Genomic DNA, 19,765 nt, shown 5'->3' on the forward strand with positions numbered 1-19,765 from the left:
CGCCCTTCAACCGAAGAAGTTCCGTACGTGCTCCAGGCCCTCGACCAGAGCATCGATCTCGGTCGGCGTGGAGTACAGATAGAACGACGCTCGTGTGGTCGCGGGAATTCCGTAGCGGAGGCAGACCGGACGGGCGCAGTGGTGACCCACACGGACCGCAATGCCCTGCTCGTCCAGGACCTGGCCCACGTCGTGCGGATGGATGTCGCCCAGTGTGAAGGAGATCGCGGCTCCTCGGTCCTCGGCCGTGGCCGGACCGATGATCTTCAGGTCGGGGACCTCCGCCAGGCGCCGGACGGCATACTCGGTCAGCGCGTGCTCATGGGCGAAGATCTTGTCCATGCCGATCGCCTGGAGGTAGTCGATCGCCGCGCCGAGACCGACCGCCTGGGCGACCGGCGGCGTACCCGCCTCGAACTTGTGCGGCGCCGGGGCGTAGGTGGACGAGTGCATTGAGACGGTCTCGATCATCTCGCCGCCGCCCAGGAACGGAGGCAGGTCCTCCAGCAGCTCCTGGCGGCCCCACAGGACACCGATGCCCGTCGGGCCGCACATCTTGTGACCGGTGAAGGCCACGAAGTCGGCCTGGAGTGCCTGCACGTCCACCGGCATGTGCGGGGCGGCCTGCGAGGCATCGACGCAGACCAGTGCGCCGACCTCCTGCGCGCGGCGCACTATCGCCTCGACCGGGTTGAGGGTGCCCAGGATGTTCGACACCAACACGAAAGAGACGATCTTCGTCTTCTCCGTGATGATCTCGTCGACGTTGGACAGGTCGAGCCGACCGTCGTCGTCCAAGCCGAACCACTTCAGCTTCGCGCCCGTGCGCTGCGCCAGCAACTGCCACGGCACGATGTTGGAGTGGTGCTCCATCTCCGTGATGACGATCTCGGTCTCGTGGTCCACCCGGTAGGGCTCCTCGGCCCAGCCGAGCATGTTCGCCACGAGGTTCAGCGACTCGGAGGCGTTCTTGGTGAAGATCACCTCGTCCCGGCTCGGTGCGTTGATGAACTCCGCCACCTTGTCGCGCGCACCCTCGTACAGCGCCGTGGCCTCCTCGGCGAGCACGTGCACACCGCGGTGGACGTTGGCGTTGTGGCGCTCGTAGTACTCGCTCACAGCGTCCAGCACCTGGCGCGGCTTCTGCGATGTCGCCGCGTTGTCCAGGTACACGAGCTTCTTGCCGTCGTGGACCAGCCGGTCCAGGACGGGGAAGTCCTTGCGGATCGCCTCGGTGTCGAGGAGGCCGGGGAGCCCATGGCGGGTAGGTGTCACGCGGATGCGCCACCCTTCACGTATGCCTCGTAGCCCTCGTTCTCCAGCTTGTCCGCGAGCTCCGGACCGCCGGACTCGACGATGCGTCCGCCGGCGAACACGTGGACGTGGTCGGGCTTGATGTAGCGCAGGATGCGCGTGTAGTGCGTGATCAGCAGGGTGCCGACCTCGCCGGTCTCGCGGACGCGGTTGACGCCCTCGGAGACGATGCGGAGCGCATCGACGTCCAGGCCGGAGTCCGTCTCGTCCAGGACCGCGATCTTCGGCTTGAGCAGCTCCAGTTGGAGGATCTCGTGGCGCTTCTTCTCACCGCCGGAGAAGCCCTCGTTGACGTTGCGCTCGGCGAAGGAGGGGTCCATGTTGAGGCGCTGCATGGCCTCCTTGACCTCCTTCACCCAGGTGCGCAGCTTGGGGGCCTCGCCGCGGATGGCGGTGGCGGAGGTGCGCAGGAAGTTGGAGACCGAGACGCCGGGCACCTCGACCGGGTACTGCATCGCCAGGAACAGGCCCGCGCGGGCGCGCTCGTCCACGGACATCTCCAGGACGTCCTCGCCGTCGAGCAGCACGGTGCCGCTGGTGACCGTGTACTTCGGGTGACCCGCGAGGGAGTAGGCGAGGGTCGACTTGCCCGAGCCGTTGGGGCCCATGATGGCGTGCGTCTCGCCCTGCTTCACGGTGAGGTCGACGCCCTTGAGGATCTCCTTCGTGGCGTTGTCGGCCTCGACGGTGACGTGCAGGTCTCGGATTTCAAGCGTTGCCATGGGTGCCTCAGGACTCCTGGGTGACGGAGACGAGAACGTCGTCCCCTTCGATCTTTACGGGGTATACGGGGACGGGGCGCGTGGCGGGGAGGCCGGACGGCTTGCCGGTGCGCAGGTCGAAGGCGGAGCCGTGCAGCCAGCACTCGATCTGGCAGTCCTCCACCTCGCCCTCGGAGAGGGAGACGTTCGCATGGGAGCAGATGTCGTGGATCGCGAACACCTCGCCCTCGGTCTTCACGACCGAGACCGGCGTGCCATCGAGTTCCACCCGCTTCGGGGTGTCCTCCTCCAGCTCGCTCAGCCCGCAGGCGCGTACGAAGGTCATGCGACCGAAGCCTCCAGCTCCTCTTCGATCTTGGCGAGCAGGCGCTCCTCGATGTCGGCGACACCGATTTGCTGGACCAGCTCGGCGAAGAAGCCGCGGACTACGAGACGGCGGGCCTCGTGCTCCGGGATGCCGCGGGCCATCAGGTAGAAGAGCTGCTCGTCGTCGAAACGGCCAGTGGCGGAGGCGTGGCCGGCACCGACGATCTCACCAGTCTCGATCTCCAGGTTGGGCACCGAGTCGACCCGCGCGCCGTCCGTGAGGACCAGGTTGCGGTTCATCTCGTAGGTGTCCGTGCCCTCGGCCGCGGCCTCGATGAGCACGTCGCCGATCCAGACCGCGTGCGCGTCGTCGCCCTGGAGCGCGCCCTTGTAGACGACGTTCGACTTGCAGTGCGGGGTGTTGTGGGTGACCAGCAGACGGTGCTCCTGGTGCTGCCCGGCATCGGTGAAGTACAGGCCGAACAGCTCGGCCTCGCCGCCGGGGCCCGCGTAGGTGACGCGCGGGTGCAGGCGGACCACGTCGCCTCCGAAGGTGACGACCACGGACTTGACGGAGGCGTCGCGGCCGACCAGGGCGTTGTGCTGGGCGACGTGGACGGCCTTGTCGTCCCAGTCCTGCACGGAGACGACGGTCAGCTTGGCGCCGTCACCGAGGATGTAGTCGACGTTGGCGGCCAACACCGCGTCGCCCGTGTGGTCGATGACCACGACGGCCTCGGCGAAGGCACCCAGTTCGATCACCTGGTGGCCGAAGGCGGTGCCGCCCTCGCCGTGCACCGAGATGCGGACCGGCTCGGTGAGGACGGTTTCCTTCGGGACGGTGACGACCGAGGCTTTCTCGAAGGCGGAGTACGCCTGGGCGGCCACGCGGTCCACCGGGGTGCCCGCCTTGCCGAGCCGCGCATCATCACGGCCGACGGTTTCGACGGTGACGCCCTCGGGGGCCCGGACGTCGACCTTCACGCCCTCGCCAGTGGCGACGGCAGTGCCGTCGTGCAGCCCGCGCAACCGCTCCAGCGGGGTGAACCGCCACTCCTCTTCACGTCCGTGCGGGACCGGGAAGTCCGCCACGGCGAAGGACGGGGGCGCGCTCATGCGCGAGACGACGGTCGACTCCGCGGCGACCGCGATCGAGCCCGCGGTGGTGGACCCGGCCGGTGGGGGTCCACCCGCCCGAGCGGAGTCGAGGGTGGGGGAGTTCTGGGCCTCGGCCATGGCTGTCGTGTTGCTCTCTTTCCTATTGCGATCCTCGGCCCGCCCCGGGGCGGGCCGCTAGCTACCGGACGGGTGGCAGGTCAGCCGACCGCCCCCTCCATCTGCAGCTCGATCAGCCGGTTGAGTTCCAGCGCGTACTCCATGGGCAGTTCCTTGGCGATCGGCTCGACGAAGCCGCGCACGATCATCGCCATCGCCTCGTCCTCGGAGAGACCACGGCTCATCAAGTAGAAGAGCTGGTCCTCGGAGACCTTGGAGACGGTGGCCTCGTGGCCCATGGACACGTCGTCCTCGCGGACGTCGACGTACGGGTAGGTGTCGGACCGGGAGACCGTGTCGACCAGCAGCGCGTCGCACAGGACGTTGGACTTGGAACCGGCGGCGCCCTCGCCGATCTCGATCAGACCGCGGTAGGAGGTGCGGCCGCCGCCGCGCGCCACCGACTTGGAGACGATGTTGGACGACGTGTTCGGTGCCATGTGGACCATCTTGGCGCCGGCGTCCTGGTGCTGGCCCTCGCCCGCGAAGGCGATGGACAGGGTCTCGCCCTTGGCGTGCTCGCCCATCAGGTAGACGGCCGGGTACTTCATCGTCACCTTGGAGCCGATGTTGCCGTCGACCCACTCCATGGTCGCGCCCTCGTACGCCACAGCGCGCTTGGTGACCAGGTTGTAGACGTTGTTCGACCAGTTCTGGATGGTCGTGTAGCGGCAGCGGGCATTCTTCTTGACGATGATCTCGACGACCGCGGAGTGCAGCGAGTCCGACTTGTAGATCGGGGCCGTGCAACCCTCGACGTAGTGCACGTAGGCACCCTCGTCGACGATGATCAGAGTCCGCTCGAACTGGCCCATGTTCTCGGTGTTGATGCGGAAGTAGGCCTGGAGCGGGATCTCCACGTGGACGCCCGGCGGGACATAGATGAAGGAGCCACCGGACCACACGGCGGTGTTCAACGCGGCGAACTTGTTGTCACCGGCCGGAATGACGGTGCCGAAGTGCTCCTTGAAGAGCTCGGGGTGCTCCTTCAGCGCGGTGTCGGTGTCGAGGAAGATGACGCCCTGCTCCTCCAGGTCCTCACGGATCTGGTGGTAGACGACCTCCGACTCGTACTGGGCGGCCACGCCGGCGACCAGGCGCTGCTTCTCGGCCTCCGGGATGCCCAGCTTGTCGTAGGTGTTCTTGATGTCCTCGGGCAGGTCCTCCCAGGACTCCGCCTGCTTCTCCGTGGAGCGCACGAAGTACTTGATGTTGTCGAAGTCGATGCCCGACAAGTCCGAGCCCCAGTTCGGCATGGGCTTCTTCTCGAAGAGCTTCAGACCCTTGAGGCGGAGCTTGGTCATCCACTCCGGCTCGGACTTCTTGGCGGAGATGTCCCGGACGACGTCCTCGTCGAGGCCGCGCCTGGCGGCGGCACCGGCCACGTCGGAGTCGGCCCAGCCGTATTCGTAGTTGCCCAGACCCTCGAGTTCGGGGTGGGCAGTCTCCGTGGGGAGAGTCATGCGGGGTTCCTCCCGGCCGTGCTTGCAGATGCGTGGTGGCTCTGGTGATCGGACTTCGAAATCTTGGGGATGAACGTCGTGCAGACGCCGTCGCCGTGCGCGATGGTCGCCAGTCGCTGGACGTGGGTGCCGAGCAGCTCCGCGAAGATCTCCGTCTCCGCCTCGCACAGCTGCGGGAACTGTTCCGCGACATGGGCGACCGGGCAGTGGTGCTGACAGAGCTGCTCACCCTGGTGCGGGAGGGGCGCGCTGCGCGCCGTAGCAGCGTACCCGTCCACGCTCAAGGCCCTGGCCAGTGCTTCCGCGCGCTCATCGGGATCGACCCTCTCGATCGCCTTGCGGTATGCGCCTGCCTGGGCGGCGATCCGGGCACGGGCGAAGGCGGCGACGGCCTCGGGTCCGCCCTCGCGCTCGGCGATCCAGCGCAGGGCGTCCGCGGCCAGCTTGTCGTACGACTGGTCGAAGGCGTCCCGGCCGCAGTCGGTGAGCGCGAAGACCTTCGCGGGACGGCCACGCGTACGCGCGCCGTACACCCGCTGCTCTCGGGCCTCGACGACATCGTCGACGACCAGCGCGTCCAGATGACGCCGGACGGCCGCCTGGGTCAGTCCCAGCCGGCCGGCGAGTTCGGCGACGGTCGACGGACCGTGGTCCAGGATGGACCGCGCGACCCGGTTGCGCGTCGAACGGTCCGAGCGCACCACGGCCGCGAGCTCCTCCTGGGGCGCCCCCACCGGGGCCTCCCGAGCCTCGCCGACGTTTTTCACAACGCCATTGTTGCGTAATTCCTCAGAGCCTGACAAGCGCGGTCCGGATCACCGACCGGTGCCCTGCATCACTTAGGTATACCTAATTTGACCTGCGAAAACGATCTTTGATCGATCATCCCGGAGTCCTTCCAGAATCAAAGCGGTGGCGCCCCGCGGCCTCGTCCGCAACACTCCCCTGCCATGCCCCCACCGCCTCCCACCGGCCCTCTTATCACCCGTGACGCGGTCGCCGCGCAGCTGCGGCTGCTCGGCGTCGGAACCGGTGAGATCCTCCTCGCGCACTGCTCGCTGAGTTCCCTCGGCTGGGTCAACGGAGGCGCCGTAGCGGCCGTCCAGGGACTCCTCGACGCCCTGGGCCCGTCCGGCACTCTCGTCGTGCCCACCCAGTCCGCCGACCTGTCCGACCCGGTCGGATGGGCGAATCCACCAGTGCCCGAGCAGTGGTGGGACCGGATTCGGACCACCATGCCGGCCTACGACCCGTTGATCACCCCCTCGCGCGGGGTCGGCGTGATCCCGGAGACCGTACGGACCTGGCCGGGCGCACTGCGCAGCGCGCACCCGCAGACCTCCTTCGCAGCCCTCGGCCCGCACGCCGCAGACCTCATGGACGGTCACGCCGTGGACTGCCGGCTCGGCGAACGCAGCCCACTGGCCCGGCTGGAGCGACTGGGCGCCCGGGTCCTGCTGCTCGGCGTGGGCTACGACGCCTGCACCAGCTTCCATCTCGCCGAGTACCGGATACCGGCGCCGCACGTCGAGGTCGGACGGCCGGCGCCCGGCGGCGGCTGGGAGACGGTGATCGAAGTCTCGATCGACTCCGACCGGTTCGACGAACTGGGCCACGACTTCGAACGGGACCGGCCGGTCGACCGCGGCAAGGTCGGCGCGGCCAGCGCACGGCTCTTCCCGGTGGCCGACGCGGTGGCCTACGCCGAGCAGTGGCTGCCGCTGCACCGTCCCCGCGCGGAGGAGTTCCCGCACCCGCCGGTCTGAGCGGCATGCGGTCTCCCTAGACTCTGGAGCCATGCGCAGTGAGCCCGCCCGCCCGTCTCCCGGCCCCCACCCGTCAACGAGACGCTTTGCGCCACACCCGCTCATTGAGGTCCGGGCCCTGGTGAAGCGCTACGGCACGAAGACCGCGGTGGACGGCCTCGACCTGGTGGCCGAGGACGGCGTGACCGCTGTGCTCGGCCCCAACGGGGCGGGGAAGACGACCACGGTGGAGACCTGCGAGGGGTACCGGAAGCCGGATTCCGGCACGGTGCGCGTCCTGGGCCTCGACCCGGTACGGCAGGCCGCACAGCTACGCCCGCGCATCGGGGTGATGCTCCAGTCCGGGGGCGTGTACTCCGGCGCCCGGGCGGACGAGATGCTGCGGCACACGGCGAAGCTGCACGCGCATCCGCTGGACGTGGACGCGTTGGTCGAACGCCTCGGGCTGGGCTCCTGCGGCCGGACGAGCTACCGGCGGCTGTCCGGCGGCCAGCAGCAACGGCTCGCGCTCGCCATGGCCGTCGTGGGCCGCCCGGAGCTGGTGTTCCTGGACGAGCCGACAGCCGGACTCGATCCACAGGCGCGCCGCGCCACCTGGGACCTGGTGAGGGACCTGCGCACCGACGGCGTCTCGGTGATCCTCACCACCCACTACATGGAAGAGGCCGAGCAGCTCGCCGATGACGTCGCGATCATCGACGGCGGCCGGGTCATCGCCCAGGGTTCCCCGGAGCAGTTGTGCAGGGGCGGTGCCGAGAACACCTTGCGCTTCTCCGGCCGCCCCGGCCTCGACGTGAGCTCCTTGCTCAAGGCGCTCCCGGCCGACTGCACCGCCGCCGAGCAGGCTCCGGGCAGCTACCGGGTCGTCGGCAAGATCGACCCGCAGCTGCTGGCAACGGTGACCTCGTGGTGCGCGCAGCACGGGGTGATGCCGGACCGGATCTCGGTGGAGCGGCACACACTCGAAGACGTCTTCCTGGAGCTGACAGGCAAGGAGCTGCGTTCATGACGACCGTGCCGGGCACCTACGCCCCGAAGCCGGGTGCGGCCCCCCTTCCCCGCATGATTGCGGCCCAGGCGGCGCTGGAGACCAGGATGCTGCTGCGCAACGGCGAGCAGCTGCTGCTGACGATCGTGATCCCGACCCTGTTGCTGGTGCTCTTCAGCTCCGTCGACATCGTCGACACCGGCACGGGCAGGGCCGTCGACTTCCTCACACCGGGCATCCTCGCCCTCGCGGTGATGTCCACGGCGTTCACTGGCCAGGCCATCGCGACCGGCTTCGAGCGGCGCTACGGGGTGCTCAAGCGCCTGGCCTCCTCCCCGCTGCCGCGCTGGGGACTGATGACCGCGAAGACGGTGTCGGTCCTCGTCACGGAGGTCCTCCAGGTCGTCCTCCTGACCGTGATCGCCTTCGCGCTGGGCTGGTCGCCGCGCGGCAACCCCGCTGCCGTTCTGCTCCTGCTGGTCCTCGGCACAGCGGCCTTCTCCGGGCTCGGTCTGTTGATGGCGGGCACCCTGAAGGCGGAGGCGACGCTGGCCGCCGCCAACCTGGTCTTCCTGCTGCTGCTCGTCGGCGGCGGGGTCATCGTGCCGCTGGAGAAGTTCGGGTCGGCCGCTCAGCAGGTACTCGGCCTGCTGCCCGTCTCCGCGCTCTCCGACGGCCTGCGGAGCGTGCTCCAGCACGGATCGGGAACACCCTGGGGCGACCTGGGGATCCTCACCGTATGGGCGGTCGTGGGGCTGGCCGCGGCAGGACGGTTCTTCCGCTGGGAGTGAGCCGCCGGGCGGGACCCTCGTGAAAGCGTGCACAAGCGGAGGCATACGATGTGGGCGTGCCAAAGCTGAACCGCGCCGATGCCGAAGCGGCCGTGCGCAACCCGCTCGCCTTCATCGCCGACCGCTGGACCCCTGCTCCCGGGACCGTACGGCGGGCGGCGCTCGCCGCGCTCGTCATGTCGGTCGTCATCGTCGTGACCGGCGGCGCCGTACGCCTGACCGGCTCGGGCCTCGGTTGCCCCACCTGGCCCACCTGCACCGACGACTCGCTGACCACGACCCGGGCCATGGGTGTCCACGGCATCATCGAGTTCGGCAACCGCATGCTGACGTACGTGCTGTGCGCGGCCGTCGGCTGGGCGATCGTCGCGGCCCGTGCCGAGAAGCCGTGGCGGCGCAGTCTGACCCGGCTGGGCTGGGCACAGTTCTGGGTGGTCATGGGCAACGCGGTGCTGGGCGGCATCGTGGTCCTGGTCGGCCTCAACCCGTACACGGTCGCCGCGCACTTCCTGCTCTCCTCGGCGCTGATCGCGGTGGCGACGGTGATGTGGCAGCGCGCCCGGGAGGGCGACGCCGCACCGCGTCCGCTGGTCGGCAAGGCCGTGCAGCAGCTGGTGTGGTTCCTGGTTGCGGCGTCCGTGCTGCTCATCGTCATGGGCACGGTCGTGACCGGTGCCGGACCGCACGCCGGTGACTCCAGCGAGGTCGACCGGATCCACATCAACTGGGAGACCGCGGCCAAGATGCACGCGGTGCTCGCCTGGATCGTGGTGACGCTGACGTTCGCCCTGTGGTTCGTCCTGAAGGCGGTGGACGCACCGAAGGGGCCGTCGGCGCGGACGCGCGAACTGTTCCTGATCCTGCTCGCCCAGGGCGTGCTGGGTTATGTGCAGTACTTCATGCACCTGCCCGAGTTCCTGGTCGGCCTCCACATGCTCGGCTCGTGCCTGATCTGGATCGGCGTCCTGCGCGTTCTGCTGTCGCTGCGGGAACGCCCGCAGGCCGCCCCACTGGACCTACCCGGTCCTTCGCCCGAGCTGACGGCTGACACGCGCGCCTGAGTCACCCGTACGCCGTGACCGGCGCGTCGATCGCCGGGCTGAGGTAGGCACGGGTCAGCTTGGCGCAGCGGGCCAGCAGGTCGCCACGGGACGGGACGGGGTCCTGGTGCGCGTGGCGCCGTCGCACGAGGTCCTCGACGACCTCGGGGGGAGCCCCACGCCCCGCAGTTCGGCGTGCGCCTACCGCTTCAAGATCAGCCGCCCCCTCGCCCAGGGTCACGGTGGCACGGGCGAAGGTCAGCAGCCCCAGGTCGACCCAGACATCGCACCGCCTGGCCTCGCCGACCGCCCAGACGCCGAGGGAGCCGACGACCAGCAGCGCGCGCAGGAAGCGGACGGGACGCACATCGGTCTGCACCATCCCAGCCTGTGCGGCACGGTGACCGCCGTACAGCTCTCAGTCCAGGCCGTAGACCCGCCGCGCATTGTCCGCCGCGATCATGCGGGCCACCCGCTGGGCGTCCTCCAGCGACCACGCGCCCTCGGCGGCCCAGGTCCCCAGGACACGGCCCAGGGCCTCGCGGAACAGGCGAGCACCGACGACGTGCAGTTCGGGCAGGCGGTGAGCACCGGTGGAGAAGAGAATCTTGCCGAAGGGGGCCAGCTCCAGGATTTCGGCGAGGACGGTGGCCGCTCGGGCGCCGGTGCGCACGAGCGCGGCGCCCGAGTCCGCGTAGACGTGCGGGAAGACGCCGGCCAGGTGGGCGGCCTGGCGGTGGTAGGGGTAGCCGTGCAACAGGATCAGGTCGGTGCCGAGGCCGGCCGTGGCTCGCACGAAGTCGGTCAGCAGCACCGGGTCCGTACGGTCCAGGTGGGCGCCCGGCTCGCCGAGTCCGGCGTGCAGTTGCAGCGGCAGACCGACGGCGACCGCGATCCACAGCACGTGCCGGAGCAGCACGGGGTCGGTCAGCACGCCACCGACCCTCCGGTCGGCCAGCCAGCGGGCCGCCGCGCCCCGCACCTCTCCGGGCCCCGGCGGCTCGGATGCGAGAGCCAGGCCGTGTCTGAGGCCCGCGATCGAGGTGAAGGCGACCGCGTCCGCCGCGGCGCCCTGTACGGCCTCGGCCAGATTGGTGAGGAAGGACTCGACCGTGCCGGAGGTGTCGGCCACCTGCTCGGCCAGCGGCTCCAGACGGACGATCTCACGTGCCCCGGCGGCTCCGTGGCAGGCCATCTCAGCGGGGCCGGTGAGGTCACCGGGCACGCCCGTGTCGACGAGGTAGGTGGTGATGCCGCTGCCCCGCAGCAGCATGCGGGTTGCCTCCAGAGCACCCAGTTCCCGACGGCGGGCCAAGTAGCGGGCGGGTGGGCAGTGCGGTTCCAGGCCGAGCAGGGGCGGGCACCAGCGGCGCACCGCGAAACCGGTCTGGGTGTCGAAGAGGGTGGTGCCCGGAGCCGGTGGCCCCTCGGTGCGGGCCAGCTGGGCCTCGAAGGTGCCGAGGCCCAGCTCGGTGCGCAGTACGCCGTGGCAGTACTGGTCCACGAGGGACGGCGTTTCGATCATTCCGGCTCCCGAAGGGACGCGTGGGCGCTGCGCTTGCTCACACGTCCTAACGGGTGAACCCGGTTCAGGTGGCGGTAGTGAGCGCAAAGGGGGGCAAGGGAACCACGCGGCCGGCCGGGCCGGATCTACGGTGGCCGAACCGCCCGCGCATCCCGGGCTCGCTCATCAGCCAGGGCCGGTTGCGGCACTAGCCGCCCAGCTGGATGCCTGCCATCCGCTTCCACTCGTACGGGCCCGTCCGCACCTTGGCCGCGAACTCGCCGTCGAAGGACTCGTGCACGGTGATCCCGGCCTTCTCCACCGCCTGCTCGGCGATCTTCGTGCTGGGAGCCACTAGGTCACCCCAGCCACCGTCCTCACCCACGAGGACGATGCGGACGCCGCGTTCGCCGATGTAGGCCACCTGCCCCTCGGCGCCGCCGTGCGCCGTGGAGAAGGCACTGATCTGCCGGGCCAGCTTCGCCGCCTTACGCTCGGCCTTGGCCTCGGCCTTGGGGTCAACCTGCTGCGTGTCTGCCATGACCAGGATGCTACCGACGGGTAGACCGAACGGCGACGGGAGGGGTGCGTGGCCTTGACCACGCACCCCTCCCGTCCGCGGAAGAGCACTCAGCGCAGGAAGGGGTCCACCGCGACCGCGACGAACAGGATCGACACGTACGTGATCGACCAGTGGAACAGGCGCATCTCCTTCAGCTTCGCGCCGGTCACCTCGGCCTTCGCCCGGTTCTGCAGCGCGTGCGCCTCCCACAGCCAGAACCCGCCGGCCGCCAGGGCGACCGCCGTGTAGAACCAGCCGGTGTAGCCGAGGGGGGTCAGCATCAGCGACACGGCGACCATCACCCAGCTGTAGATGACGATCTGCCGGGCGACGACCTTGTTGGAAGCGATGACCGGGAGCATCGGCACGCCCGCACGCGCATAGTCCTCCTTGACCTTCATGGACAGCGGCCAGTAGTGCGGCGGGGTCCAGAAGAACATGACGAGGAAGAGGATGACCGGCGCCCACGACATGGAGTTCGTGACCGACGACCAGCCGATGAGCACCGGCAGGCAGCCGGCGATGCCGCCCCACACGATGTTCTGCGAGGTACGCCGCTTGAGGATCATCGTGTAGACGACGACGTAGAAGAGGAGCGCACCGAGGGACAACCAGGCGGAGAGCCAGTTGACGGTGAACCCGAACAGCAGCGTGGAGATGACCGCGAGGGTGATGCCGAAGGCCAGGCACTCGCGCGGGCTGACCATGCCGGTCACCAGCGGCCGCTGCGAGGTGCGGTCCATCAGGGCGTCGATGTCCCGGTCGATGTACATGTTCAGCGCGTTGGCGCCGCCCGCGGAGAGGTAGCCGCCGATGCAGGTCAACAGGACCAGCTTGAGGTCGGGCACGCCCTGCTGGGCCAGGAACATCACCGGAACCGTGGTGATGAGCAGCAACTCGATGATCCGTGGCTTGGTCAGCGCCACGAACGCCTTGACACGGGCCCCGAACGGCCGGTGAACCGGGCTCTGGCTCGCACCACCGAGCACACCCGCTGGACGGGATTCGACGGCCGTCACGCACACCCCTGACAGAGACATCCCAGCAAACCTCCCCCGTGTGAAGTCCCGGTAAAGGCTCGCGCGTACCACGCCACTTTAGACGTTGCCCATACCCCGGCCTTCGCGGGGGTGGGGTCGTGTTGGCAGCGCGGCCCCGACGTGCATTCGACGGCTCGTTTGAGCAGTCAGATGAGCGGCTCCGTATTCATGTGCCAAATGCCTTCTCGGCCAGTCGGGAGGCGGATCGCACGCAGTCCCGGCAGTCTGTAAACACTCGAAAAAATGCACGTCCTCACGAGGGTAGGCTCAGCTGCGGCCGGTGGGCAGAAGCACGCCGGCGGCCGGGTGGGGGCATGCCCCGAAGACCGGCGATCGACATGTGGAGAGGAGCCCTGACCCAGGGTGAGCACCAAGCCGACCACCACAGACTTTGAGTGGACCGAGCTGGACCAGCGGGCCGTGGACACCGCCCGCGTCCTAGCCGCCGACGCCGTACAGAAGGTGGGTAACGGCCATCCCGGTACGGCGATGAGCCTGGCCCCGGCCGCCTACACCCTCTTCCAGAAGGTGATGCGTCATGACCCGGCCGACCCCGAGTGGGTCGGACGGGACCGTTTCGTGCTGTCCGCCGGCCACTCGTCCCTGACCCTCTACACCCAGCTGTACCTGGCCGGTTTCGGCCTGGAACTGGAGGACCTGGAGGCCTTCCGCACCTGGGGTTCGAAGACGCCGGGCCACCCCGAGTACGGGCACACCGCAGGCGTGGAGACCACCACGGGGCCGCTGGGCCAGGGCGTCGCGAACGCGGTGGGCATGGCGATGGCCGCCCGCTACGAGCGCGGTCTGTTCGACCCGGACGCTCCGCGGGGCGAGTCCCCCTTCGACCACTTCGTCTACTGCATCGCCGGTGACGGCTGTCTCCAGGAGGGCATCTCCGCGGAGGCGTCCTCGCTGGCCGGACACCAGAAGCTCGGCAACCTGATCCTGCTGTGGGACGACAACCACATCTCGATCGAGGGCGACACCGAGACCGCCGTCTCCGAGGACACCGTCAAGCGCTACGAGGCGTACGGCTGGCACGTGCAGCGTGTCGAGCCGAAGGAGAACGGCGACCTGGACCCGGCGGCGATCTTCGCCGCGGTGCAGGAGGCCAAGACGGTCACCGACCGGCCCTCGTTCATCGCGATGCGTTCGATCATCGCCTGGCCCGCCCCGCACGCGCAGAACACCGAGGCCGCACACGGCTCCGCGCTGGGCGAGGAGGAGGTGGCGGCGACCAAGCGCGTCCTGGGCTTCGACCCGGAGCGGACCTTCGAGGTCGCCGACGAGGTCCTCACCCACACCCGCCGGGCCCTGGAGCGGGGCCGCCAGGCCAGGTCGGAGTGGGAGAAGTCCCTGCAGGAGTGGCGGGACGGCAGCGCCGAACGGGCCGCCGAGTTCGACCGCATCAGCAAGGGCGAGCTGCCGGCCGGCTGGGAGGAGAAGCTCCCGGTGTTCGAGCCGGGCAAGGCCGTCGCCACCCGTGCCGCCTCCGGCAAGGTGCTACAGGCGCTCGGCCCGGTGCTCCCCGAGCTGTGGGGCGGCTCCGCCGACCTGGCCGGGTCGAACAACACGACCATCGACAAGGACAGCTCCTTCCTCCCCGAGGGCAACCCGCTGCCCGAGGCCAATCCGTACGGCCGCACGATCCACTTCGGCATCCGCGAGCATTCCATGGGCGCCGAGATGAACGGCATCGCCCTGCACGGAAACACCCGCGTCTACGGCGGCACCTTCCTGGTGTTCTCCGACTACATGCGCAACGCCGTACGCCTGTCGGCGCTGATGCACCTGCCGGTGACCTACGTGTGGACCCACGACTCCATCGGTCTCGGCGAGGACGGCCCCACCCACCAGCCGGTGGAACACCTGGCCTCGCTGCGCGCGATCCCGGGCCTGAACATCGTCCGCCCGGCGGACGCCAACGAGACCACCATCGCCTGGCGCGAAATCCTCAGGCGCTACACCAAGGAGTTCGGCAAGGGCCAGCCGCACGGTCTGGCGCTCACCCGCCAGGGGGTGCCGGTGTACGAGCCCAACGAAAACGCCGCCCGCGGTGGTTACGTCCTGTTCGACGCCGAGGGCGGCGAGCCGCAGGTGATCCTGATCGCCACCGGCTCGGAGGTGCACCTGGCCGTCGGGGCGCGCGAGCAGCTCCAGGCGGAAGGCGTCCCCACCCGAGTGGTGTCCATGCCGTCCGTGGAGTGGTTCGAGCAGCAGGAGCAGGAGTACCGGGACTCCGTGCTGCCCCCGTCCGTGAAGGCCCGGGTCGCCGTGGAGGCGGGTGTCGGGCTGACCTGGTACCGCTACGTCGGGGACGCCGGCCGCATCGTTTCCCTGGAGCACTTCGGTGCTTCCGCCGACGGCAAGGTCCTTTTCCGCGAGTTCGGTTTCACCGCCGAGAACGTCGCCGCCCAGGCGAAGGAATCGATCGCCGCGGCCCGGGAATCCCTCGCCGCCGGCCGACGCTGACGCTCATATACGACACGTAGGAGATGTAATTCCATGACAGACGCACTCAAGCGCCTCTCCGAAGAAGGCGTCGCGATCTGGCTGGACGACCTGTCGCGCAAGCGGATCACGTCCGGCAACCTCGCCGAGCTGATCGACCAGCAGCACGTCGTGGGCGTCACCACCAACCCGACGATCTTCCAGAAGGCGATCTCCCAGGGCGACGGCTACAGCCTGCAGCTGTCGGACCTCGCCGCCCGCAAGGTCACCGTCGAAGAGGCCATCCGCATGATCACGACGGCGGACGTCCGGGATGCCGCCGACATCCTGCGCCCGATGTTCGACGCCACGGACGGACAGGACGGCCGGGTCTCCATCGAGGTCGACCCGCGCCTCGCGCACAACACCAGGGCGACCATCGCAGAGGCCAAGCAACTGGCCTGGCTCGTGGACCGGCCCAACACCCTGATCAAGATTCCGGCCACCAAGGCGGGTCTGCCGGCGATCACCGAGGTCATCGGCCTCGGCATCAGCGTCAACGTCACGCTGATCTTCTCCCTGGAGCGCTACCGCGAGGTCATGGCCGCCTACCTCTCCGGTCTGGAGAAGGCCAGGGAGCGCGGACTGGACCTGTCGAAGATCCGCTCGGTGGCGTCCTTCTTCGTGTCCCGTGTGGACACCGAGATCGACCGCCGGATCGACGCCCTGGGCACCGACGAGGCCAAGGCGCTGCGCGGCAAGGCCGGAGTGGCCAACGCCCGCCTCGCCTACCAGGCGTACGAGGAGGTCTTCGCCTCCGACCGCTGGAACGCCCTGGAAAACGCGGGCGCCAACAAGCAGCGTCCGCTGTGGGCCTCCACAGGTGTCAAGGACAAGGCGTACAAGGACACCATGTACGTCGAGGAACTGGCGGCGCCGAACACGGTCAACACGATGCCGGAGGCCACGCTGGAGGCCACCGACGACCACGGCGAGATCCGCGGCGACGCGGTCACCGGTACCTACGAGCAGGCCCGCGCCGAGATCGACGCACTGGAGAAGCTCGGCATCTCCTACGACGACGTCGTGCAGGTGCTGGAGGACGAGGGCGTCGAGAAGTTCGAGGCGTCCTGGAACGACCTGCTGAAGTCGACCGAGGCGGAGATGCAGCGCCTCACCCCCTCGGAGGGCTGAGTTGACCCCCCTCTCCGGGCCCGGTTCCCGAGCGAATCCGCTTCGTGACCCGGCCGACCGACGGCTCCCGCGTATCGCGGGGCCGTCGGGCCTGGTCATCTTCGGTGTGACCGGTGACCTGTCCCGCAAGAAGCTGATGCCGGCGGTGTACGACCTCGCCAACCGGGGTCTGCTGCCGCCGGGCTTCTCGCTGGTGGGCTTCGCCCGCCGCGAGTGGGAGCACGAGGACTTCGCCTCCGAAGTGCACGACGCGGTCAAGGCGCACGCCCGTACGCCGTTCCGGGAGGAGGTCTGGCAGCAGCTCATCCAGGGGATGCGCTTCGTCCAGGGCACCTTCGACGACGACGACGCCTTCGAACGGCTGCGCGGCACCATCGAGGAGCTGGACAAGGCACAGGGCACGGGCGGCAACTTCGCCTTCTACCTGTCCGTACCGCCGCGTTCCTTCCCGGTGGTCATCCAGCAGCTGAAGAAGCACGGTCTCGCCGACCAGACCGGCGGTTCCTGGCGGCGCGCGGTCATCGAGAAGCCGTTCGGCCACGATCTGAAATCGGCCGAGGAGCTGAACAAGGTCGTGCACGAGGTGTTCACTCCGGACCAGGTGTTCCGGATCGACCACTACCTCGGCAAGGAGACCGTTCAGAACATTCTGGCGCTGCGCTTCGCCAACACCATGTTCGAACCGATCTGGAACCGTTCCTTCGTGGACCACGTACAGATCACCATGGCCGAGGACATCGGCATCGGCGGCCGGGCCGGCTACTACGACGGCATCGGCGCCGCCCGGGACGTGATCCAGAACCACCTGCTGCAGCTGATGGCCCTGACCGCGATGGAGGAGCCGGCCTCCTTCGACGCGGACGCGCTGGCCGCGGAGAAGACCAAGGTGCTCGGGGCGGTCCGGCTGCCGAAGGACCTGGGCCACAGTACCGTGCGCGGGCAGTACGCAGGCGGCTGGCAGGGCGGCGAGAAGGTCATCGGCTACCTCGAAGAGGAGGGCATCGACCCCAAGTCGAAGACCGACACGTACGCGGCGATCAAGCTGGGGATCGACAACCGCCGCTGGGCGGGCGTCCCCTTCTACCTGCGCGCCGGCAAACGGCTCGGCCGCCGGGTGACCGAGATCGCGGTTGTCTTCCAGCGGGCCCCGCACTCCCCCTTCGACCACACCGCCACCGAGGAGCTCGGTCAGAACGCGATCGTCATCCGCGTCCAACCGGACGAGGGGATCACGGTCCGCTTCGGGTCCAAGGTGCCGGGCACCTCGATGGAGATCCGGGACGTCTCCATGGACTTCGCCTACGGCGAGTCGTTCACGGAGTCCAGTCCGGAGGCGTACGAACGGCTCATCCTGGACGTACTGCTCGGCGACGCCAACCTCTTCCCGCGCACGGAGGAGGTCGAGCTGTCCTGGAAGATCCTCGACCCGATCGAGGAGTACTGGGACCGGCACGGCAAGCCCGCGCAGTACCAGTCGGGCACCTGGGGCCCCGCCGAGGCGGACGAGATGCTCGCACGAGACGGACGGAGCTGGCGCAGGCCATGAAGATAGACCTGACCGAGACCACCGCCGGCGAGATCAACAAGGCGCTCGTGCAGGGACGTCGCGCCATCGGTACGCCCGCCGTCGGCATGGTGCTGACCCTGGTCATCGTCACCGACGAGGAGAACGCCTACGACGCCCTGAAGGCCGCCAACGACGCGTCGCGCCAGCACCCCTCGCGCACGCTGGTGGTCATCAAGCGCGTCTCCCGCACCCTTCGGGACCGCACGTCCTCACGTCTGGACGCCGAGGTGCGGGTGGGCGCGGACGCCGGTACCGGCGAGACGGTCGTGCTGCGGCTGTACGGCGAGATGGTGGACCACGCCGATTCGGTCGTCCTGCCGCTGCTGCTGCCGGACGCCCCGGTGGTCGTGTGGTGGCCGGTGAACGCCCCGCTGGACCCGGCAAAGGACCCGCTGGGCGCCCTGGCCCAGCGCAGGGTCACCGACACCTACGCCTCCGAACAGCCGGTGCTGGAGCTGTCCGCCCGCGCCGAGGCCTACACCCCCGGCGACACCGACCTGTCCTGGACCCGGATCACGCCGTGGCGCTCGATGCTCGCGGCGGCCCTGGACCAGGTCCCCTGTGAGGTGAGGGCCATCGAGGTGGAGGGCGAGGAGTTCAACCCGAGCTGCGAGTTGCTGGCGATGTGGCTCGCCGACCGGCTGGACGTTCCGGTGAAACGGTCACTGTCGAGTGGTCCGGGGCTCACCGCGGTCCGGATGGACACCTCTGGCGGCTCGATCGTCCTGGACCGCGCGGACGGTTCGCTCGCCACGTTGTCCATCGAGGGTCAGCCGGCCCGCGCGGTGGCGCTCAAGCGTCGGGAGACGGCCGAGCTGATCGCGGAGGAACTGCGCCGGCTCGACCCGGACGACACCTACGCGTCGGCGCTGCGCTACGGCCTGGAGCGGCTGAACACCGGTCCGGAGCAGCAGCCCGGGGCCGAGGCGGCCGAGGTGACCGGGGCGGCAGCGAAGAAGGCGACGGCCAAGACCGCCAGGAAGACGGCGAGGAAGGCGACGGCGAAGTGAGCACCCCGCAGCTGGTCGTCCACCGCGACAAGCAACTGATGGCACAGGCCGCCGCGGCACGCCTGATCACGAAGATCGTGGACGCGCAGGCCTCCCGGGGCACTGCGTCCGTGGTCCTCACCGGTGGCCGCAACGGCAACGGCCTGCTGGCCGCGCTGGCGGGGGCGCCGGCCCGGGACGCCATCGACTGGTCCCGTCTGGACCTGTGGTGGGGCGACGAGCGTTACCTCCCCGAAGGCGACCCCGAACGCAACGTCACCCAGGCCCGCGAGGCCCTGTTGGACGCGGTACCGCTGGACCCGGGACGCGTGCACGCCATGCCCGCCTCCGACGGCCCGTACGGTAAGGACGTCGAGGCGGCGGCGGAGGCGTACGCAGTGCAGCTGGCGGAGGCGGCAGGTCCGGAGAACCACGGCTCCGTGCCCACCTTCGACGTCCTGATGCTGGGCGTCGGCCCGGACACGCACGTCGCCTCCCTCTTCCCCGAGCTGCCGGCCGTGCGGGAGACGGAGCGCACGGTGGTCGGCGTCCACGGCGCCCCCAAACCCCCGCCGACCCGGATCAGCCTGACCCTTCCGGCGATCCGAGCGGCGCGCGAGGTATGGCTCCTCGCGGCCGGCGAGGACAAGGCGCAAGCGGCGGCCATCGCCCTGTCAGGAGCGGGCGAGATCCAGGCCCCGGCGGCGGGCGCCTACGGCCGCTCCCGCACGCTGTGGCTGCTGGACGCTGCAGCGGCAGCGCAACTGCCGCGGTCGATGTACCCGCCGGCTTCACCGTGAGCGTAGGGGTGGTG

19 protein-coding genes are annotated in these 19,765 nt (G+C 69.3%); 9 read left to right on the forward strand and 10 right to left on the reverse strand.

The genetic code is table 11. From position 1 onward, the window contains the following. Positions 1–6 precede the first annotated feature (6 nt). From LK06_RS06460 to LK06_RS06485, 6 genes are all read right to left on the reverse strand, one after another. The gene (locus LK06_RS06460; protein WP_039655352.1) at positions 7–1,275 is read right to left on the reverse strand and encodes a cysteine desulfurase; all 1,269 of its coding nucleotides are present in this window, start codon (positions 1,273–1,275) and stop codon (positions 7–9) included. Further along, positions 1,272–2,036 (reverse strand): Fe-S cluster assembly ATPase SufC, encoded by a 765-nt coding sequence (sufC, locus tag LK06_RS06465; protein ID WP_039655353.1) that lies wholly within the window; start codon positions 2,034–2,036, stop codon positions 1,272–1,274. Before sufC ends, LK06_RS06460 begins: the two co-directional genes overlap by 4 nt. 7 nt (positions 2,037–2,043) lie before the next feature. Then, complete coding sequence (locus LK06_RS06470) at positions 2,044–2,361, reverse strand: non-heme iron oxygenase ferredoxin subunit (RefSeq protein ID WP_039655354.1); 318 nt, start codon at positions 2,359–2,361, stop codon at positions 2,044–2,046. Further along, complete coding sequence (gene sufD / locus LK06_RS06475) at positions 2,358–3,578, reverse strand: Fe-S cluster assembly protein SufD (RefSeq protein WP_039655355.1); 1,221 nt, start codon at positions 3,576–3,578, stop codon at positions 2,358–2,360. Before sufD ends, LK06_RS06470 begins: the two co-directional genes overlap by 4 nt. A gap of 80 nt (positions 3,579–3,658) precedes the next feature. Beyond that, a complete protein-coding gene (gene sufB / locus LK06_RS06480) occupies positions 3,659–5,080 on the reverse strand; it encodes a Fe-S cluster assembly protein SufB (RefSeq protein ID WP_039655356.1) in 1,422 nt (473 codons plus the stop codon). Beyond that, a complete protein-coding gene (locus LK06_RS06485) occupies positions 5,077–5,847 on the reverse strand; it encodes a helix-turn-helix transcriptional regulator (RefSeq protein WP_039655357.1) in 771 nt (256 codons plus the stop codon). The genes sufB and LK06_RS06485 overlap by 4 nt, the downstream gene beginning before the upstream one ends. A gap of 183 nt (positions 5,848–6,030) precedes the next feature. Here LK06_RS06485 and LK06_RS06490 point away from each other — a divergent pair, with 183 nt between their 5' ends. The 4 genes from LK06_RS06490 to LK06_RS06505 are packed head-to-tail and all read left to right on the forward strand — an operon-like array spanning position 6,031 to position 9,686. Beyond that, positions 6,031–6,846: an AAC(3) family N-acetyltransferase gene (locus tag LK06_RS06490; protein ID WP_039655358.1), complete on the forward strand. Its 816-nt coding sequence runs from the start codon at positions 6,031–6,033 to the stop codon at positions 6,844–6,846. A gap of 31 nt (positions 6,847–6,877) precedes the next feature. Continuing rightward, complete coding sequence (locus tag LK06_RS06495) at positions 6,878–7,855, forward strand: ABC transporter ATP-binding protein (RefSeq protein WP_234367371.1); 978 nt, start codon at positions 6,878–6,880, stop codon at positions 7,853–7,855. Continuing rightward, positions 7,852–8,625, forward strand: coding sequence for an ABC transporter permease (locus LK06_RS06500; protein WP_039655359.1), 774 nt, complete (start codon positions 7,852–7,854; stop codon positions 8,623–8,625). Before LK06_RS06495 ends, LK06_RS06500 begins: the two co-directional genes overlap by 4 nt. A gap of 56 nt (positions 8,626–8,681) precedes the next feature. After that, complete coding sequence (locus LK06_RS06505; RefSeq protein ID WP_374208109.1) at positions 8,682–9,686, forward strand: COX15/CtaA family protein; 1,005 nt, start codon at positions 8,682–8,684, stop codon at positions 9,684–9,686. A 1-nt stretch (position 9,687) separates the two neighbouring features. Here the strand turns inward: LK06_RS06505 and LK06_RS06510 are convergent, their stop codons facing one another. From LK06_RS06510 to LK06_RS06525, 4 genes are all read right to left on the reverse strand, one after another. Further along, positions 9,688–10,047 (reverse strand): hypothetical protein, encoded by a 360-nt coding sequence (locus tag LK06_RS06510; RefSeq protein ID WP_052270167.1) that lies wholly within the window; start codon positions 10,045–10,047, stop codon positions 9,688–9,690. A 36-nt stretch (positions 10,048–10,083) separates the two neighbouring features. Beyond that, positions 10,084–11,190, reverse strand: a complete 1,107-nt coding sequence (locus tag LK06_RS06515) for an amidohydrolase family protein (protein ID WP_043432857.1) — start codon at positions 11,188–11,190, stop codon at positions 10,084–10,086. Positions 11,191–11,377: 187 nt separating this feature from the next. Further along, on the reverse strand, positions 11,378–11,710 hold the full coding sequence (locus LK06_RS06520) for a hypothetical protein (protein ID WP_039655393.1): 333 nt from the start codon (positions 11,708–11,710) through the stop codon (positions 11,378–11,380). A gap of 89 nt (positions 11,711–11,799) precedes the next feature. Next, complete coding sequence (locus LK06_RS06525; RefSeq protein ID WP_039655363.1) at positions 11,800–12,756, reverse strand: heme o synthase; 957 nt, start codon at positions 12,754–12,756, stop codon at positions 11,800–11,802. Positions 12,757–13,134: 378 nt separating this feature from the next. Here LK06_RS06525 and tkt point away from each other — a divergent pair, with 378 nt between their 5' ends. From tkt to pgl, 5 genes are read left to right on the forward strand one after another with little or no spacing between them, the layout of a single operon-like run. Continuing rightward, positions 13,135–15,243 carry a transketolase gene (gene tkt / locus LK06_RS06535; RefSeq protein ID WP_039655364.1) on the forward strand — a complete coding sequence of 703 codons (2,109 nt, stop codon included), beginning with the start codon at positions 13,135–13,137 and terminating at the stop codon, positions 15,241–15,243. 33 nt (positions 15,244–15,276) lie between these two features. After that, on the forward strand, positions 15,277–16,395 hold the full coding sequence (tal, locus tag LK06_RS06540) for a transaldolase (protein ID WP_043432854.1): 1,119 nt from the start codon (positions 15,277–15,279) through the stop codon (positions 16,393–16,395). Position 16,396: 1 nt separating this feature from the next. After that, the gene (zwf, locus tag LK06_RS06545; RefSeq protein ID WP_039655366.1) at positions 16,397–17,941 is read left to right on the forward strand and encodes a glucose-6-phosphate dehydrogenase; all 1,545 of its coding nucleotides are present in this window, start codon (positions 16,397–16,399) and stop codon (positions 17,939–17,941) included. Then, complete coding sequence (opcA, locus tag LK06_RS06550) at positions 17,938–18,972, forward strand: glucose-6-phosphate dehydrogenase assembly protein OpcA (RefSeq protein WP_039655367.1); 1,035 nt, start codon at positions 17,938–17,940, stop codon at positions 18,970–18,972. Before zwf ends, opcA begins: the two co-directional genes overlap by 4 nt. Continuing rightward, on the forward strand, positions 18,969–19,751 hold the full coding sequence (pgl, locus tag LK06_RS06555) for a 6-phosphogluconolactonase (RefSeq protein ID WP_039655368.1): 783 nt from the start codon (positions 18,969–18,971) through the stop codon (positions 19,749–19,751). Before opcA ends, pgl begins: the two co-directional genes overlap by 4 nt. Positions 19,752–19,765: the final 14 nt, after the last annotated feature.

The sequence above is a fragment of the Streptomyces pluripotens genome (assembly GCF_000802245.2).
Taxonomy (GTDB): domain Bacteria; phylum Actinomycetota; class Actinomycetes; order Streptomycetales; family Streptomycetaceae; genus Streptomyces; species Streptomyces pluripotens.

Bases quoted from the DNA above. Each gene is read 5' to 3' on its own strand.
- sufC (WP_039655353.1), bottom strand. From the start codon at position 2,036: ATGGCAACGCTTGAAATCCGAGACCTGCACGTCACCGTCGAGGCCGAC.
- LK06_RS06470 (WP_039655354.1), bottom strand. From the start codon at position 2,361: ATGACCTTCGTACGCGCCTGCGGGCTGAGCGAGCTGGAGGAGGACACC.
- sufD (WP_039655355.1), bottom strand. From the start codon at position 3,578: ATGGCCGAGGCCCAGAACTCCCCCACCCTCGACTCCGCTCGGGCGGGT.
- sufB (WP_039655356.1), bottom strand. From the start codon at position 5,080: ATGACTCTCCCCACGGAGACTGCCCACCCCGAACTCGAGGGTCTGGGC.
- LK06_RS06490 (WP_039655358.1), top strand. From the start codon at position 6,031: ATGCCCCCACCGCCTCCCACCGGCCCTCTTATCACCCGTGACGCGGTC.
- LK06_RS06495 (WP_234367371.1), top strand. From the start codon at position 6,878: ATGCGCAGTGAGCCCGCCCGCCCGTCTCCCGGCCCCCACCCGTCAACG.
- LK06_RS06500 (WP_039655359.1), top strand. From the start codon at position 7,852: ATGACGACCGTGCCGGGCACCTACGCCCCGAAGCCGGGTGCGGCCCCC.
- LK06_RS06510 (WP_052270167.1), bottom strand. From the start codon at position 10,047: ATGGTGCAGACCGATGTGCGTCCCGTCCGCTTCCTGCGCGCGCTGCTG.
- LK06_RS06515 (WP_043432857.1), bottom strand. From the start codon at position 11,190: ATGATCGAAACGCCGTCCCTCGTGGACCAGTACTGCCACGGCGTACTG.
- LK06_RS06520 (WP_039655393.1), bottom strand. From the start codon at position 11,710: ATGGCAGACACGCAGCAGGTTGACCCCAAGGCCGAGGCCAAGGCCGAG.
- tal (WP_043432854.1), top strand. From the start codon at position 15,277: ATGACAGACGCACTCAAGCGCCTCTCCGAAGAAGGCGTCGCGATCTGG.
- opcA (WP_039655367.1), top strand. From the start codon at position 17,938: ATGAAGATAGACCTGACCGAGACCACCGCCGGCGAGATCAACAAGGCG.